Genomic DNA, 16,114 nt, shown 5'->3' on the forward strand with positions numbered 1-16,114 from the left:
GCCGGGGAATATCCCCCGGCCATGCATTGATCACATGCTCAGCCGCGCACCGAACAGGATGGTGCGGCCGAAATGATTATTCTCATAGGCGCGCTTGGTCGCCTCATCGACATAGCGAGTGCGGTAGGTGTCGAGCAGATTGGTGCCCTGCACGGACAGTTCCACCCAGTCGGTCAGCTTGTAGCGGATCGATGCGTCGAGATTGGTGTAGCTGAGATAGCCCTCGAACACATTGTTGTTGCCGCTGCCCTGATCGTTGAACGGTCCGCGATAGGTGAGCGAGCCGCGCGCGCTGAAGCGGCCATCATCATAATAGAGCGTCGCGTTATAGGCATATTTGGACAGGTTGTAGAGCGACGAGCTGTAATTCCCCGGCACGCCCGCCAGCGAACAGGCCGCGGTGGGGGTACGCCGCGTGCAGGCCTGCGTCGCGGGGCCGGTCAACTGGTAGGTCGCGTCGGAATCGACATAGGTGGCATTGGCCTGCACGCCGAAATGGCTGAACGCGCCGGGCAGGAAATTGAAGGGCAATTGCACCGCGACTTCGACGCCCTTCAGCGAGGCGCCGGTGCCGTTCGCGAAGCTGGAAATCTGCCAGATCGGTTGCGAAAGCAGCGCCGGATTGACGCTCGCCGGATCCGCCGGGCTCAGTACCGATGGCGGCAGGCCGGTTTCGAGGAAGGTGCCGGTGCGCGTTTCGCTGATCGGGAAGCTTTCGATGTCCTTCTTGAACAAGGCCACCGAGAACACCGACTCCGGCCGGAAATACCATTCCACCGCCACGTCGTACGATGTCGCGCGATAGGGATCGAGTTCGGGATTGCCGAAGCTGATCGTCTGCGCAAAGCCCGAGGCGGAGCCCCCCGGGGTGAGCTGCCCCAGCGCCGGGCGGGTCATCACCTTGGCGATCGCGCCGCGGATGATGAGGTCTCGCGAGGGATAGAGCGCGATGTTCATCGCCGGCAGCCAGTCGTCATAGGCGCGGTCCACCACCACCTGGACGCCATTGGTGAGGCCGTAAGAGGATTGCTCGGTGCGAACATAGCGGACGCCGCCGTTGAACGCATAATCGAGACCGAACAGCGTGCCCTTGGCATCGATTTGCAGATAGCCGCCCTTGGTGGTTTCCTGCACGCCGCGCGTGCTGCCGACGTCCTGCACCAGCGGGATGTTGTAGAAGTTGGTGAAGGCGGTCGTCGCCGGCAGGTTGGCGACCACCCATTCGGTAGTCGTGCCCGCAGGTGCGCCGGCGCTGGGCAGATTGACCAGTTCGGCAAGGCTCGGCGTGACGGGGAAGCCATAGACCGCGTTGGCGCCGAATACGCTGGCCGCGGTGCAGGTGATCGTGCCGAGCACGCGATCGGGACCTGCGCCGCCGCACACCTGGGTGTTGCGATTGAACGCGACCAGATCGAAATTATAGCGCCGCCAGACGCCGCCGAACTTCACCGTGAAGCCGTCCACCGCTTCCCATTCGCCGGCGAACTGCACCGTCTTGAACTTGTTGGTGTTGGTCGACGGCGCGTCGCGCAGTTCGGAAAGCTGGAAATTGGCGGGGTTGGTCACGCTGGTACCGAAGCTCAGCACCGGATGATCCATATCCGTATAGTCGTATTGATAGCCCTGCGCATCGCGATCGTCGAACATCATCGTCGTTTCGATCGGCACATCGGCGGTGGATTTGGAAAGGCCACCGCGCAAGGTGAACTTGAACCGGTCGGTCACCTCCTGGTCCAGCGTGGCGCCGACCTGGTAGAATTCGGTTTCCGAATGCTTGCTGAAATGCTCAGTGCGGACATAGACATCGTTGAGCGTGGCCGAGACCATATTGCCATTATCGTCATAGACCGGATTGACGACATCCACCGCGCGCTCGTTGGAACGCAGCAGCACTTCGGCCCATTTCTCGTCGCGCACTTCCTTGAAGTTGGAATAGAGGCCGTCGATCGAGATCTTGGTGCGGTCGGTCGGCGCGAACTGCACCGATCCGGTGATGCCCAGACGCTCGCGATCATGGCCGACCACGCCGTAGCGCGGGATGCGCGGGTGGAAAGCGAGCGATGCGGCATCGCAGGCGGCGCTCGGCCGATAGCTGCCGCCGCTGTTGGAAACCGGTGTCCCCCCTGTCGCGCCGGGCACGGAGTAGAAGCATGGCGTGCCATCAACCGAGTCGAAATAGGATTGCGCCCAGCGCACCGTGTTGTTGCCGGTCTCGATCGTGTCCGTCTTCGAATAGGCGACCGAAGCCGAGACGCCGAAGGTGCCTGCGGGGTTTTTCCAGCTCACAAGCCCGGCAATGCGCGGCCCGAGCGTGTCCGACAGGTCGTTATAGGAGCCATTGACCGAGGCGACCGCGGTCAGCCCATCCTTGCCGGCCAGCGGGTTGCCGGTGTTGAGATCGACGACCGCGCCCAGCGAGCCTTCGTCGAGACTCGCCTCCGCAGTCTTGTGGACAACCAGGCTGGAGAAGAGTTCGGACGCGAAGACGTTGAAATCGAAGGAGCGTTCACGATTCGCCGAGGCGCCGTCCGACGTGGTGGTGATCGTTTCCAACCCATTGACGCGAACGCGGGTGAACTGCGCGCCGAGGCCGCGCACGGTGATCGCCCGGCCTTCGCCGCCATCGCGCTGGATCGAGATGCCCGGAATGCGCTGCAGCGACTCCGCGAGGTTCTGGTCAGGGAATTTTGCGATATCTTCTGCCACGATGGCGTCGACTGACGACACTTCGTTACGCTTGAGGTTCAAGGCGGCCTGCAACGATTGACGGTAACCGGTTACGACGATGTCTTCGACGGCAGCTTCCGACTCCACCGACTGCACCATATCGTCAGTCGGGGGCGGTGCTTCGGCGGGCGTGGACTGCGCAAAGGCCGTCGGCGCAAGTGCGGCCAACCAGATCGCCACGGCCGAAACACCGGTGAACCGCGCAGCGCGAACTCGGACAGATGATTGTTTTTCCAGCATTTTCCCCAACTCCTCACCCAGAACCTGTTTTCTGCCCGCAATCGCACCTGCGTGCGGACATCATTCGGGAGAGATGGGCGCTTAGGCCAAACAACCCGCCTCCCCGCGCGGCCGCTATGACGGTCCGCACCGATGATCACGTCGAGCATGGTCACCGGTGTCATGCATGTTGATCGGTCGCGCTCCGCGCGTCAATGGAAATGTTGCCCCAATCTTTCGAAGGGTTTCGAAACGGCGCCATTTACTCACGCCAGCCGTCGTCGCGCGCACGGCCCTGCCGGCATCGGGCGACCCGTGGCTCACGATATTTGCGCGCATCCGTAGCTTTTCGCACGCTGCCCTGGCATCGCCGCGCCCTGGCGCCCGGCACGCCGCGATGCCCTGCCCGCACGCTATTCCTGAAGCCGAAGCGGTCTTGCCGCGCCTGCTTGTCGATCAGGCGTGGGAGATCCAGCCGCGCCACGTGAAGGCCGCGTAGAACAGCCGCACATCGGCAAAACCGCCCGCGCGAATGATCGCCTCGTCCGTCTCCGGATCGAAACTGTTCAGGCTCGCCGCCACCGCAGCGCGGGCGCCGTTCACCTGATCGGGATCGACGCCCATCGCGATCGGATAGGCCGCATAGCGATCGAGCCAGACGTCACGCTCGGCAGCGGCCTGTGGGAAGCTGGCATGCGCAGCGACGAACGGCGCGCCAGGACGCAGCCGGCTGTGGATCGCGCGGACGGTCCGTTCGCGCTCGGCCTCTTCGAGGAAATGCAACGTCAGTAGGCAGGTCGCGCCATCGAACGGCCCCGCCGGCGCGTCGTCGATATAGCCCTCGAGCAGTTCGACCCGTTCGCGGTGCGGCCCCAGAACGCGCGCGGCCAGCCCCAGCATCTCCGCGGCGGGATCGACGCCGACGAAGCTCCAGCCCGGATGCGCATCCGCCATCGCCCGCAGTTCCTGGCCACCCCCGGCACCCAGCACCAGCACGCGCGCGTCCGCGGGCATGCGCTCCGCGAGCAGCAGCCCGGTCATCCGGTGCAGCGCGTCGAGGCCGGGCACGAAGCGCTTCGGCCCTTCCTCATAGCGTGCCACCGCCTGCGGGTCGGTGAAATTTTTCAGGAAGGGCTCCTGCGCAGCATCAGCCATGATGATCGGTCTCCGAACAGTCGCCCGGCGCGCGCTGCGCCAGGCGATCGTGAAAATATGTGCTGAGGTCGGCCAGCGTGACGGTGCCGAACGAGGCGAGCAATTGCCGCTCGGCGGCGTCGAGGCTGGCGCCCAGTGCGGCATTGACCGCCTGCTCGACCGCGCAGTCGGGATTGTCGCTGCGGTTGCCGATCGCGAAGAGCGGCGGGGCGCCGATGCCGTCATAGATATCGCGCAGCGTGATCGTGGCGAGATCCCGCGCGATGATCCAGCCGCCGCCATGCCCCTTGCCGGACTGGACATAGCCCTGCTGCCGCAGCCCCGCCATCACCCGGCGGATCACAACGGGGTTGGTGCGCATCACCCGCGCCAGCGCCTCGGAGGTCACCGGCCCCGGATGCTCCGCCATGTGCAGCAGGACGTGGAGCACGCCCGAAAGACGACTGTCGCGACTCATGTAACTATCAATATTACATGACTCGATGAAGGGTCAAGCGGGGTTTGATGTTCGTCAATGCCGCCACGGCCGCGCCCGCTATGACCGGCGGCATGCAATGCGATGTGATCGTGGTCGGCGCGGGACCGGCGGGGCTGGCCTTCGCCCGCGCGCTTGAGGGAAGCGGGCTCGACGTGGTGCTCATCGAGCGCCAGCCGCTCGAACGGCTCAAGACACCCGCCGACGACGGGCGCGACATCGCGCTGACCCACCGCTCGGTCGATGCGCTGCGCCGGCTGGGAGCGTGGGATCATATCGATCCGGCGGCGGTAGCACCGCTGCGCGCGGCGCAGGTGCTGGACGGCGCGTCGCCCTTCGCGCTGGCCTTCGATCCCGGCCCCGCCACCACCGATGCGCTCGGGCGCCTGGTCGCCAACCACCATATCCGCCGCGCCTTGTTCGCTGCGGTAGACGGCCAGCCCGGGCCGACCATCCTTGCCGGCGCCGAAGTCGCCGGGCTGGTCACCGGCAAGGCCGGCGCCGCGGTGACGCTGCGGGACGGACGGACGATCAGCGCGCGGCTGCTTGTGGGCGCGGATTCGCGCTTTTCGGACGTGCGGGCGCGACTGGGCATAAAGGCGCGGGTCGATCGGCTCGGCCGCTCGATGCTGCTCGTCCGCGTCGCGCATGAGCGCGATCATCGCGGCATCGCCACCGAATGGTTCGATCACGGTCAGACCATCGCACTGCTGCCGCTGGCGGGGCGCCATTCGTCGGTGGTGCTGACCTTGGATGAGGATGAGGCGGCGCGGGTCGCGGCGCGCGATCCCGAAGCGCTGGCGGCAGAACTGACCCGGCGGTCGGCCGGGCGGCTGGGCACGATGACATTGGCCGGCACGCCGCGCCTCTGTCCGCTGGCGACCGTCTGGAGCCGCGATTTCACCGCCCCCCGCGCCGCGCTGATCGGGGATGCGGCGGTGGGCATGCATCCGGTGACCGCGCATGGCTTCAATCTGGGGCTGCGCGGCGCAGTGGCGCTCGCAGACCTCATCCAGCGCGCGCTGCGACGGGGCAGCGACATTGCCGCGCCGCTGCTCCTCGCCCGCTACGAGGCCGGGCACCGGCTGGCCGCCGGACCGCTGTTCACGGCGACCGCGCTGATCGTGCGGACCTTCACCGACAATCGCCCCGCCGCACGCATCGCGCGCCCGGCGCTGCTGCGTCTCGCCCACCGCCTGCCGGTGGTGCGCGCCGGGATCACCCGCATGCTGATGCAACGTTGACAGGAGTTTCCCCGACGATGGCGACTTCGCCCCTGCCCGAACCCGAACAGAGCCCGTACGAGCGCATCGGCGGCGCGCCGGGCGTCGGCCGGCTCGCCAACCGGTTCTACGATCTGATGGAGGACGTACCGCGCTACGCGACATTGCGCGCGATGCATGCGCCCGATCTCGCGGCTACCCGCCAGTCGCTCACCCGCTTCCTCACCGCATGGCTGGGGGGCCCGCGCGACTGGTTCGTCGAGCGCCCCAGCGCACGATGCATCATGTCGATGCATCGTGCGCTGGGGGTGACCCCGGCCACCGCCGCGCAATGGCTGCACGCGATGAGCCGCGCACTGGAGGATGTGGAGGTGGAACCCGCGCTGGCGTCGATGATGCGCAGCGCCTTCGCGCGCATGTCCAGCGCGATGATCGTGCGCGACTGACGGTGCGGTCGAAAGAAGGAGTGGCCGGCGCATGAACCAGCGATCGAGCAAACCGGGATCTTGGAACCGCACGCACCATCTGGGCCGCATGGACCTGCGCGACCTGATCGCCGCCTATGCCACGCACCATGCGGTGATCGTCTATGCGCTGCTGACGCTGGCCTGCGCAGCGGCCTTCATGCTGTGGCCCGCGCCGCCGCTGCCGGCAATGGCGACGATCCTGTTCGTCGCGCTCGCCTATCCGCTGGTATGGTATGCGCTGCACCGCTGGGTGCTGCACAGCGGCTGGATGTTCAAGCTGCCCGCGCTCGCCGGGCTGTGGAAGCGCATCCATTATGATCATCACATGGATCCCGACCGCTTGGAGATATTGTTCGGCGCGCTGTGGACGACGCTGCCGACATTGCTCCTCGTTGCGGCGCTGCCCGGCTGGGCGATCGGCGGCCCCGGCAGCGCTCTGGCGGGGTTTGCCACCGGACTCGTCTGCACCGCCTTTTACGAGTTCGCGCATTGCGTGCAGCATCTCGGCTGGAAGCCGCGCGGCCGCTGGCTCGCGACGATGAAGCGCCGCCACATGGAACATCATTTCCACGACGAGGACGGCAATTTCGGCATCACCAACTTCGCCTGGGATCGCCTGTTCGGCACGCTCTATACCCGCAGCGAGCGCCCGGCGAAGAGCCCGACCGTGTTCAACCTGGGCTACACACCGGAGATGGCTAGGCGCTATCCGTGGGTGGCGGCGCTGGCGCGGGACTGACCACTGGCGCGTCCGCCGGGATGCGGATCGGCCCCTCGATCAGATGCGGTGACAGCGGCGGATTGCGCGGCGTCGCGCCGCGATCCCATGGCACCTTTGTCAGCCCAATCGGATAGAGGGTCAGCGCGCCGTCTGTACCGATGCGCAGCCGCAGGAAGCCCTTGTAGCCGCGATGCCCGATCGACGAGAACGCCTCGTTCGAGTGGCGGCTGAACACCAACAGCATCACGAGAAGATAGAGACCGAAGATCGTTGCGGAAACCACGGCCGATACGAAACCGATGCCGGCGATGAGCCCTATCTGCTGGGCGAAGGCGGTGAGCGTTTTGAGTTCTGCCGGCCAGATCGAACACGCGGCCCGGGCGAGCAGACAGGTCGTCACCGTCACCGCTGCGGCACTTGCCGCCGCATGCACCGCTCCAGCGGTGAACCGGCCGAGCCCGTTCTTCACGTCAGCGAAGAAGTGATAGCCCGCCAGCGTTACGCCGAGAAGCAGCGGCGCGAGCGGTGAGGCAATGACAAACTGCCAATATAATTCTACGGCACGCCATAGGCTGCCACCGCGAAAGAGTGCATCGCCGAGCCCTACCTTCTGGCCCAACCGCGCGTTGAAATCGAGGATCCAGATGAACAGCGCGTAGGCCGGCGTAAGCAGCAGCGGGAATTTCCAGTTCTTGAACGCGAACAGCAGGTTCCAGAAGGTCAGCAGCCGCGAGGTCGCCGCCGCGGGATAGACTGCGGGCGTGCCATCCGCGGACTGCGCGACCTTGAAGCTGCGCGGTGTCCGCGGATTGCCCCGCCGGTGCCGCACACCGGGCTCCGGGAATTCCGAGGTGAAATTCTTGTCCGTCACCTGCTGGGTCGGGTGGAGGAACGCGCCGCCGCCGCCGGAGGTAATATAGTGGCGATCGCCCTCGACGAAGCGGACATAATGGTGGCTGTCACCGGTCAGCACGAGGCGCAGTTGATGCCCCATCGGCTCCCCATTGTCGTCCTCCTCCACCCCGGCGAGCCGTTCGAGGTAGGAGAAGCTGGCGAAACCCGGATCGGGATCCTCCTCATCGACATATTGCCAGCTCGGTGTACCGACGCAGAGGATGAGCTTCGAACCCTTGGGCATCCAGTAACGTGCGGCATGCCGGAAATATTCGATCTGGGGCTGGTCGATATAGCCTTCGAGCTGGCTGTCCGTGCCCCACAGCCACCAGCCGCCGGGCAGTTGCAGTGCGAAATAGCTGCGCGTCTGGTGCGTTTCCCAGCCGGCGATCGGTCGTCCGGCGCGCGGCTGGCCGATGGCGCCGGGGATCGCGATGCGGCGGCGGCAGAATAGGCCGAAAAAGGCGTTGAGCCCGTCATACCAGTCATGGTTGCCGGGGATCGCATAGAGATCCGGCCGAGCTTCTTTCTCGGGCCAGCCATTCGCCTGCGCTTCTGCCTCATGCGCCGCCTCGAACGGGGCAAGCAGGCGATCCTCATATTCGGCGCGGCTGGCGGTGGGGTAGACTTGATCGCCGCCCATCATCAGCACCCGCCCACGGGGCAGCACATCCTCGCCGATCGTGAGGCTCTTCGCGCTAAGCAGGCGAGCGATCGCGTAGGTCGAGTTCCAGCCGTCGCCGGTGTCGGCGACAAAATCGAGCCAGAAGCCGTCCGCTCCTTTGGTCGAATAATCGAAGCTCTCGTCGAACGGCTGCGGTGCGATCGCGTTGGCCGCGGCGAGCGCCTCGCGCTTGTCGGCGAACTGGCCGAACACGGTGGAGATGGCGACGCGGATGCCGGTCTGCGCGAGTTGCGCCGGATCATACCAGCCCGTCATCGCTCGCTTGCGCCTCATCGCCCCGCCCCCCTCATGCCGCACCCTTCGCAAGCAATCCGATCGCGCGCTCGGCCAGCGCAGCGATCGTGCGAGAGGGGTTCACCCCCACCGCTTCGGGCACGATCGCGCCGTCCAGTACCAGCAGCCCTTCGTAGCCGAACACCCGCCCGACATGATCGACGACGCCGCTATTGCGTGAGGTGCCCATATTGGCGCCGCCCAGCGGGTGCGGCGTGACGAGGAAGCGCGCCACCGACCAGCTCGGCGGCACCACCGGCGTGCCGTTCGTCTGGTGCGACAGCCGCTCATGCATGTCGACGATCGTGTCCATCAGCTTGCGCGACTTGGCGATGTTCCACTTCAACGTCAGCCGCCTGGGTCCGAACAGCCACCAGCGCCGCCTGAGGCTGAGCACGCCATCTGCTGCGTCCACGCCCTGCGCGAACCAGGGCATCATGCAATCGAGCGGGCCATAGGCGGCCATCGCCTTGCGCATGACATCAAGGAAGCGAGAGACGTCCTTGTGCGAGGTATCGGCAGCCTCGATCCAACCCTTGATCAGATCGGGCAGGCCACCATCCTCGATCCAGAAGGATTGGCCGTCCACCGATCCGTCGAGAAAGTCGATCGCGCTGGTGATCGTCGGCCCGCGGTGCGGATGGAGCTTGAGGCCGGGGTAGAAGGCCGGCGTCAGGAAATCGCCGTTGCTCGACCAACTCCGTCCCGCGAACGAACTGAGCGCGGGCAAGGTCTTGTAGACGTCTCGGCATCGCAGCAGCAATTCGGTGGAATTGAGCGACCCCGCCGCGAGCACGACGCGCTTCGCCGTCAGGCTGCCGCCGCGGCGCTCACCCTCGATCCGGTCGAAATGGACGCGCCAGCCATCCCCGCCGTTGCGCCCCAGCGGCTCGATCGAGATCACCAGATGGAGCGGCCGGATATCGGCGCCATGCTTCTCGGCGACGACGAGATAATTCTTGTCGAGCGTGTTCTTGGCATCGGCGTCGCAGCCGATGTCGCAATTACCGATATGGACGCACGTGCCCTGTTCCACGCCATGCCGGTTGGGCGAGCGGCGGCTGCGCGCGACCGTCATCGCGTCGGGAGCCTCATAGTTCCAGTCGGGGTCGAAGCGCACCGCCAGATCGAGCTTGCGGAAGCGCGCACCGGCACCAATCGCCTCCGCCCCCTTCTTCATCATCTTCATCCGCGCCGGCCACTGGTTGTCCGGCACCTGTTGCACCTCCATCACCGCACCGACGGTGGCGTAATGCGGCGCGAGATCGGCAAAGCTAATTTCCGGCGGCCAGCCGGCATCGAAGGTCGATGCCGCCGGCACCGCCGAGATGTTGGCATAGATATGCGATCCGCCGCCCACCGCGGCCCCCTGTGCCACCGCCATGTTGCGGAACACACGCAGGTCCAGCCAGCCGTTGCGCCTTACCGGGTCGTCCTGGCTCCACAGCCATTTGTCGGTCATGGTGCGGGGATAGTTAGCGGTGGACCAGCGCCGGCCACGTTCCAGCACGATCACCCTTTCCCCCGCCTCGGCCAGCCTCGCCGCCGCTACCGCGCCACCGAAGCCGCTGCCGATGACGATCGTGTCACAGTTCATGGCGATCGCCCATCGCGGCCTCAGCCCCCGTCTCGACCCTGCAGGCCGTAACTGTCCCACAACTCGCCGAGGAACATCCGGCCGAAGCGCGCCAGCACCTTCGCCTCTTCTGCAGTATCGGCCGCGCCGGTCGCCCGCATTGTCGACATCAGCCGCACCAGATCGGCGACGCCCAGGCTGAGCACGCCGGCGCCCATGACCGGGCCGCCGGCGTCCGCGCCTTCGTGCAGCCGGGTGAACAAGGTCGTGGTATCGCTCCACAGGTCGAAGCCCGGATCGTCGCGCACCTCCTTGCGGCCCGCCAGATAATAGGGCTGCCCGCCGTGCGCGAACGCCAGTTCATAGACCATCAGCTTGAGCCGCGGCTGGCCCGACGGGCTGAACAGGCGGAAGACGCCGGCGGTCGCCGCGATTCCCTGGCCCCAGCCCGGCACGTCGAGCGTACCGCCAAGCGCGCCATTGTGCCCCGGATCGGTGAGGAAAAGATCGACATCGTCGATCGCCACCTGGGCGTGCATCGTCAACGCCCGGCCGGTCCGCTCGCCCTGTCGCCGTCCCGCTTCGGGATCAGTCTCTCCAAGCACGAAACCGCCCGTCATCGCTTCGTTGAAGCGAATCCCTGCCATCGACGCACCCCGCCCAAATCCAGCCTTCAAATCATCATGAATCCAGTTGCCGTTCAAGGCGAAATCAACCTTTGCCGTAATTTGATCTGTTCCAAGTCAACAAGGTTTGTTACCCATGCCGGTCATGCCCCCGACTTGCGCATGGGGATCCGCGTTTTAGGGACATTGGCCATGACGCGAACAATTCCGCTGTTTACGCTTGCAGGCGTACCGGACTGCGAGACATCCACGCACTATATCGCCACCGAGGACATGCTGGGGCTCAGCCTGCTGCGCTTCAACAAGGCGCCCGCGCGCGATGTAGTGATGATTGTCCACGGGCTGACCACCTCGTCCGACATGTTCATCATGCCTGAACATGAGAACCTCGTCCGCTATCTTCACGGCAACGGCTATCCGGACGTGTGGTGCTTCGACTACCGGATGAGCAACCGCCATCCCTACAACCTTACCCGCCACCGCTATACGATGGACCATATCGCGTTGTTCGACTTCCCGCCGGCGCTGGCGAAGATCCGCGAGATTTCCGGCGCGGACGTGCGCATCCACGTCATCACCCATTGCCTGGGCGCGGTTTCCTTCTGCCTGGGGCTGTTCGGCGGCGCGATCACCGGGGTGGCCAGCGCGATCGCCAACAGTGCGGGGCTCACGCCGCGCGTGCCAGGCTGGTCCAAGATGAAGCTCAGGATGGCGCCCTTCCTGATGGATTATATCATCAACGAGCCCTATCTGGCGCCCAACTGGGGCGAGGAACGCGGGCTGACGCCGGGCAAGCTGGTCAGCAAGGTTGTCGACCTGTTCCACCCGGAATGCGACAACAAGGCTTGCCACATGCTGAGCTTCATGTGGGGCACGGGCCGGCCGGCGCTCTATTCGCACGAAAATCTGCTGGACGTGACGCATGAGCGCGGCGGCGACCTCTATGGGCCGACCTCCCCGCAATATTATCGCCACGTCAACAAGATGGTGAAGCATGGCCATGCAGTGAAGCTCGATCCGTCCGACCCGAGCCTGACGCGATTGCCGGACGATTATCTGTCCCGCGCGAGCGAGGTGACGACGCCGGTGCTGTTCACCACCGGCCGCGACAATCATGTGTTCACGAACAGCAACATCGTCTGCCACGAGATGCTCGAAAAGATCACGCCGGGGCTGCACGAGCTCAAGATCTATGACGGCTACGGCCATCAGGACGTGTTCATGGGCAAGGACGTGGCGCGGGACGTGTTCCCGGCGATGCTCGATTTCATCCGGCGCCATTCGTGGAGCGACGACCAGATCCGGGCAGCCTGACGCAGACGCGAGCGCAAGCGCGGACGGGGGGAACGACAAGACCAACAATCGGGGGGAAGAGGATCATGCAGGCCTATCGCTTCACCAGCCATGAGGGCTTCGATCACGACAGCATCGACAGCTTCGGCTATGACTGGGGCCGCATCGGTGACCGCGCGACCAAGCCCATCCGGCCGCTCAAGATCTACCTGCCCGAGACCACCGAGGATCTGGTCGCGGTGCTGAAGGAAACGCACCAGCTCGGCCAGCGGCCGATGGTCCGCAGCAAGGGTCATTCCTCCAACGACCTCGTGCTCAGCGATCGTGGCGCGGTGATCGGCACCCAGATGATGACGGGCATCGTCGCGCTCGACGAACCCAACGCGCAAGTGACGATCCGGTCGGGCACGGTGCTGGCCGAGCTGGACGAGGAACTGGCCAAGCATCATCTCGGCCTCAAGATCATCGGCGATCATAATCATATCACCGCGGGCGGCTTCGCTTCGGTCGGCGGGATCAGCCCCGCCTCGCACCGCTTCGGCCTATTCCTCGATACGGTGCTGGCTCTCGACCTCGTCACCTGGGAGGGGGAGGTCATCCATCATGACAAGGCGGCGGACCCCGCCGGGCTCAACCGCGTTCTGGGCGCGTGCGGCCGACTGGGCGTGATCGCAACGATGACGCTGGACCTGCAGCGCGTCGACAAGTGGGTGGAGCTTGTCCACAACCGGCGCGTCATCACCCGCGACATGGCGAAGTTCATCGCCCATTCGGGCAAGATCATCGCCGATCCCGGCGACGCGGTGATGGAACGCGGCGTGTGGCTGGAATATCCGATCGGCAAGCGCATGCTGACCCTCGGCCAATTCTCATCCTATCATGCCACGAAGCAGTCCGGCTGGGCGCGCTTCGTCAACCGGGTGCATTACGGCTATCTCCACTGGATCGGCGACCGCGCCGGCCGCTCAGCCGCCTGGTTCGAAAAGGTGCTGAAGGTGCTGGGCATGCTCGGCATTATCTACAGCCCCAAATATGCGACCCTGAAAAATGTCGAGACCTTCAGCGACCGCATCATCGACAGCAGCGAGGGCGACCCGCTGCGCATGCTGATCGTGCTGGCGCCGATGGACCGATACGAGCCGCTGTTTCGCGGCCTCCACGCCATCCTCGACCGCTTTCGCCGCGACCATGACGCCTTCGCCTTCATCTCCTTCTATGTGAAGGCGATCAAATCGGCCTGGCTTTCGGGCGGTGAGGCCGAGCCGTTCTGCGAACTGATGCTCTATCTGGGCATCCGCCCCGGCCTGACCCCCGAATTGCTCACCGCGCTCGTCGCCGACATCGACGCGCTGTGCATCGAGCAGGGCGGCTTCCGCTACATGCACACCAAGACCAGCAAAGACGCCGCGATCCGCGCGAAGGTGGACCCCAACTCGGTGCACTACAGCGCGGATCTGGCGTGGTCATGAAGGCCGCGAATGGCGAAGTTGCTTTCGTGCGGTTGCGGCTTCCTGCTCTGATCGATCGACAATGAGAAACGGCCGCGCCGTCAATTGCGTGCTCGACACGTCAGGCGCGGCTCCGGCGATCGAAGCAGGGTCGCCGCGCGAGCGTCGGCGTACCACCGCCGCTCGACGCGACGATCAGCCCCAACATCCTGCACCTGCAGGATGGCGGAGAGGCCGGGGGCAAGCCACTCTGCAATCGATATACGCATTGCGTCGGCGCGACGATCGACCACCGCATTGGCAGTCGCTCAGGCAGCGATTTTCGCGCCCTCCTCGGCCTCCTTCATCGCGCTCAGCAGGCGGCGGGCCTGGTTGACCGCGCCGTCGCTGGCGATGCCGACGAACGGCCGTTCGGGCTCGTCGTCGATCCGGCGCTGCTGCGCCTCCAGCGTCTCCTCATCCTCGCTGATCGTGTCGAAGAACTGATCGAACAGCACGTCCGGCACACCGCTCTCTCGCGGCGCGGTGGTGCAGATCGTCCAAAGATAATGGCTCGTCGTTTCGGTTTCGGGCGTGATGAAATGGTTGTTCGCCAGCATGAAGCCGTTGTCGCGCCTGCCTTCATAGGCGCCTGTCCCGACTTCGCAGCCGCCGGCGTTGACGCGGCACGTCATGCCGATCGCAGGTTCGAAGCGCACCTCCTGCCAGCGGTCGACGCGACCTTTGAACCCGCCCGCATCGACATAGGATTTGGGCGGGATCGAATTTGGCATCTTGCGCAGCAGGGTCACGCGGCGGCCGTCGAACTCCACCTTGGTATCGGCGCTGTAATGCTGTTCCGGATTCCCGCCGATCGTGCGCGCATGGATATAGGGCACGTGCGTCAGGTCCATGATGTTGTCGATGATGAGCTGCCAGTTGGCCTTGACCGGGAAATTATAGGGTCGCCACGTCCAGGCGGGATCATCATGTTCGGGGCTGTCGACGATGATGGCGGGGTCCGCCAGCGCCGGCTCCCCCATCCAGATCCAGATCAGATGGTCCTTCTCGACGACCGGATAATGGCGGACATTGGCGGATACGGGAATGCGCGCCTGGTTGGGAATGCGCGTGCAGGTGCCACGTCCGTCGAACTCCACGCCATGGTAGCAGCAGCGGATGACGTTGCCGTCGACATGGCCGGCAGAAAGCGGCATCGCCCGGTGACTGCAGCGATCCTCGAGCGCGGCGATCTCGCCGCCTTCCGTCCGGAACAGCACCACGGGCTTGTTCAGATACTTGCGGCCCAGCGTCTTGCCCGCCTCGATATCGGCAGCGAAGGCGGCCACATACCATGCGTTGTAAATGAACATGCAACTCTCCGTTTCTCGGCCAGGCGCAGCGCGCCGGCATGGCTTCATTGTTTGCGCCGATTATGGGTCCGCCGCGCGCCACCGCCAATCGCTATCCAATAAAGCCATAAGATAATCGGGAAATGAGGGTAGCGAAGCGGAAGCAGCGGGCGGCCGTGCCAGTCAGCGGAGATAAAGCCCCCCATTCATGTCGAGCGTCGCGCCGACGAAGAAGCCGCCGCGGTCCGATGCGAGCAACGCCGCCGCCGCCGCAATCTCCCCCACCGCCATGAAACGCCCCACCGGCACCTCCGCCTCGACCCGCGCGATCTGTTCGGGCGAGAGGCGCGCCTTGGCGGTATCGATCGGCCCCGGCGCGATCGCATTCACGGTCACGCCGGTGCCCGCGAGATAGCGCGCGAAATATTTGGTCAGCATGATCGCTCCGGCCTTCGACGCCGCATAATGGGGCGAGGCCACCGTCCCGCCGTTCTGCCCGGCAAGCGAGGTGATGTTGACGATCCGGCCATAGCCGTTGGCGCGCATATGTTCGGAAAAGATCTGGCAACTGAGGAACACCGAGCGCATGTTGATCTGGACGATCGCGTCGAACTCCTCCGGGCTGATCTCCTGTGTCGGCGTGCGCTTGGCGAAGCCGGCATTGTTGACGACGATGTCGACCTTTCGCCACCGGCCGGCAATGACATCCTGCGCGGCGATAAAATGATCCTTCTCCCGCACGTCGAGCGGCAGCGCGATCGCGGTCGCGCCGGTCCGATCGAGCGAGGCGGCGACGGCCTCAGCGACCGCGATATCGACATCGCTCACCGCCACCCGGCCGCCCCCAGCGTGGATCTCGCGCGCCACCGCCTCACCGACGCCGCGGCCGCCGCCCGTGATCAATGCGGTGCGCCCTGCGAAGGAGAAGCTGCCATTGGCGGGGAGCGTGAAGGTCTCGTCCATCGTTCGTCCCGAAGCTAAGAAAAATGGGGGAAGGCGGC

General features: G+C 65.3%; 13 protein-coding genes. 5 read left to right on the forward strand and 8 right to left on the reverse strand.

Annotated elements, in window-relative coordinates:
* Positions 1-30: 30 nt before the first annotated feature.
* From FHS96_RS15030 to FHS96_RS15040, 3 genes are all read right to left on the reverse strand, one after another.
* A complete protein-coding gene (locus FHS96_RS15030) occupies positions 31-2,967 on the reverse strand; it encodes a TonB-dependent receptor (RefSeq protein WP_429592979.1) in 2,937 nt (978 codons plus the stop codon).
* Between the two features lie 435 nt (positions 2,968-3,402).
* Positions 3,403-4,101, reverse strand: a complete 699-nt coding sequence (locus tag FHS96_RS15035; RefSeq protein WP_429592982.1) for a class I SAM-dependent methyltransferase — start codon at positions 4,099-4,101, stop codon at positions 3,403-3,405.
* Positions 4,094-4,558, reverse strand: a complete 465-nt coding sequence (locus tag FHS96_RS15040; RefSeq protein WP_429592985.1) for an Rrf2 family transcriptional regulator — start codon at positions 4,556-4,558, stop codon at positions 4,094-4,096. The genes FHS96_RS15035 and FHS96_RS15040 overlap by 8 nt, the downstream gene beginning before the upstream one ends.
* Positions 4,559-4,605: 47 nt before the next feature.
* Between FHS96_RS15040 and ubiM the strand changes: the two genes are divergently transcribed.
* From ubiM to FHS96_RS15055, 3 genes are read left to right on the forward strand one after another with little or no spacing between them, the layout of a single operon-like run.
* The gene (gene ubiM, locus FHS96_RS15045) at positions 4,606-5,820 is read left to right on the forward strand and encodes a 5-demethoxyubiquinol-8 5-hydroxylase UbiM (protein WP_429592987.1); all 1,215 of its coding nucleotides are present in this window, start codon (positions 4,606-4,608) and stop codon (positions 5,818-5,820) included.
* Between the two features lie 17 nt (positions 5,821-5,837).
* Positions 5,838-6,245 carry a group II truncated hemoglobin gene (locus FHS96_RS15050; protein WP_429592990.1) on the forward strand — a complete coding sequence of 136 codons (408 nt, stop codon included), beginning with the start codon at positions 5,838-5,840 and terminating at the stop codon, positions 6,243-6,245.
* Between the two features lie 31 nt (positions 6,246-6,276).
* Positions 6,277-7,005, forward strand: a complete 729-nt coding sequence (locus FHS96_RS15055) for a sterol desaturase family protein (protein ID WP_429592993.1) — start codon at positions 6,277-6,279, stop codon at positions 7,003-7,005.
* Here FHS96_RS15055 and FHS96_RS15060 read toward each other — a convergent pair.
* From FHS96_RS15060 to FHS96_RS15070, 3 genes are read right to left on the reverse strand one after another with little or no spacing between them, the layout of a single operon-like run.
* On the reverse strand, positions 6,965-8,839 hold the full coding sequence (locus FHS96_RS15060; RefSeq protein ID WP_429592996.1) for a hypothetical protein: 1,875 nt from the start codon (positions 8,837-8,839) through the stop codon (positions 6,965-6,967). The genes FHS96_RS15055 and FHS96_RS15060 overlap by 41 nt on opposite strands.
* A 13-nt stretch (positions 8,840-8,852) precedes the next feature.
* Positions 8,853-10,436, reverse strand: a complete 1,584-nt coding sequence (locus FHS96_RS15065) for a GMC oxidoreductase (RefSeq protein ID WP_429592999.1) — start codon at positions 10,434-10,436, stop codon at positions 8,853-8,855.
* A gap of 20 nt (positions 10,437-10,456) precedes the next feature.
* Entirely contained in the window at positions 10,457-11,062 is a 606-nt protein-coding gene (locus tag FHS96_RS15070; protein WP_429593002.1) for a hypothetical protein, read from the reverse strand.
* 171 nt (positions 11,063-11,233) lie between these two features.
* On the opposite strand from FHS96_RS15070, the gene FHS96_RS15075 reads away from it, so the two are divergent.
* Entirely contained in the window at positions 11,234-12,355 is a 1,122-nt protein-coding gene (locus FHS96_RS15075) for an alpha/beta hydrolase family protein (RefSeq protein WP_429593005.1), read from the forward strand.
* A 65-nt stretch (positions 12,356-12,420) separates the two neighbouring features.
* Positions 12,421-13,803, forward strand: a complete 1,383-nt coding sequence (locus FHS96_RS15080; RefSeq protein WP_429593008.1) for an FAD-binding oxidoreductase — start codon at positions 12,421-12,423, stop codon at positions 13,801-13,803.
* 287 nt (positions 13,804-14,090) lie between these two features.
* Here FHS96_RS15080 and FHS96_RS15085 read toward each other — a convergent pair whose 3' ends face one another.
* Positions 14,091-15,134 carry a Rieske 2Fe-2S domain-containing protein gene (locus FHS96_RS15085; protein ID WP_429593011.1) on the reverse strand — a complete coding sequence of 348 codons (1,044 nt, stop codon included), beginning with the start codon at positions 15,132-15,134 and terminating at the stop codon, positions 14,091-14,093.
* Positions 15,135-15,296: 162 nt separating this feature from the next.
* The gene (locus FHS96_RS15090) at positions 15,297-16,076 is read right to left on the reverse strand and encodes an SDR family NAD(P)-dependent oxidoreductase (protein ID WP_429593014.1); all 780 of its coding nucleotides are present in this window, start codon (positions 16,074-16,076) and stop codon (positions 15,297-15,299) included.
* Between the last annotated feature and the right edge of the window lie 38 nt (positions 16,077-16,114).

Source organism: Sphingomonas zeicaulis (assembly GCF_050433225.1).
GTDB lineage: Bacteria > Pseudomonadota > Alphaproteobacteria > Sphingomonadales > Sphingomonadaceae > Sphingomonas_D > Sphingomonas_D zeicaulis.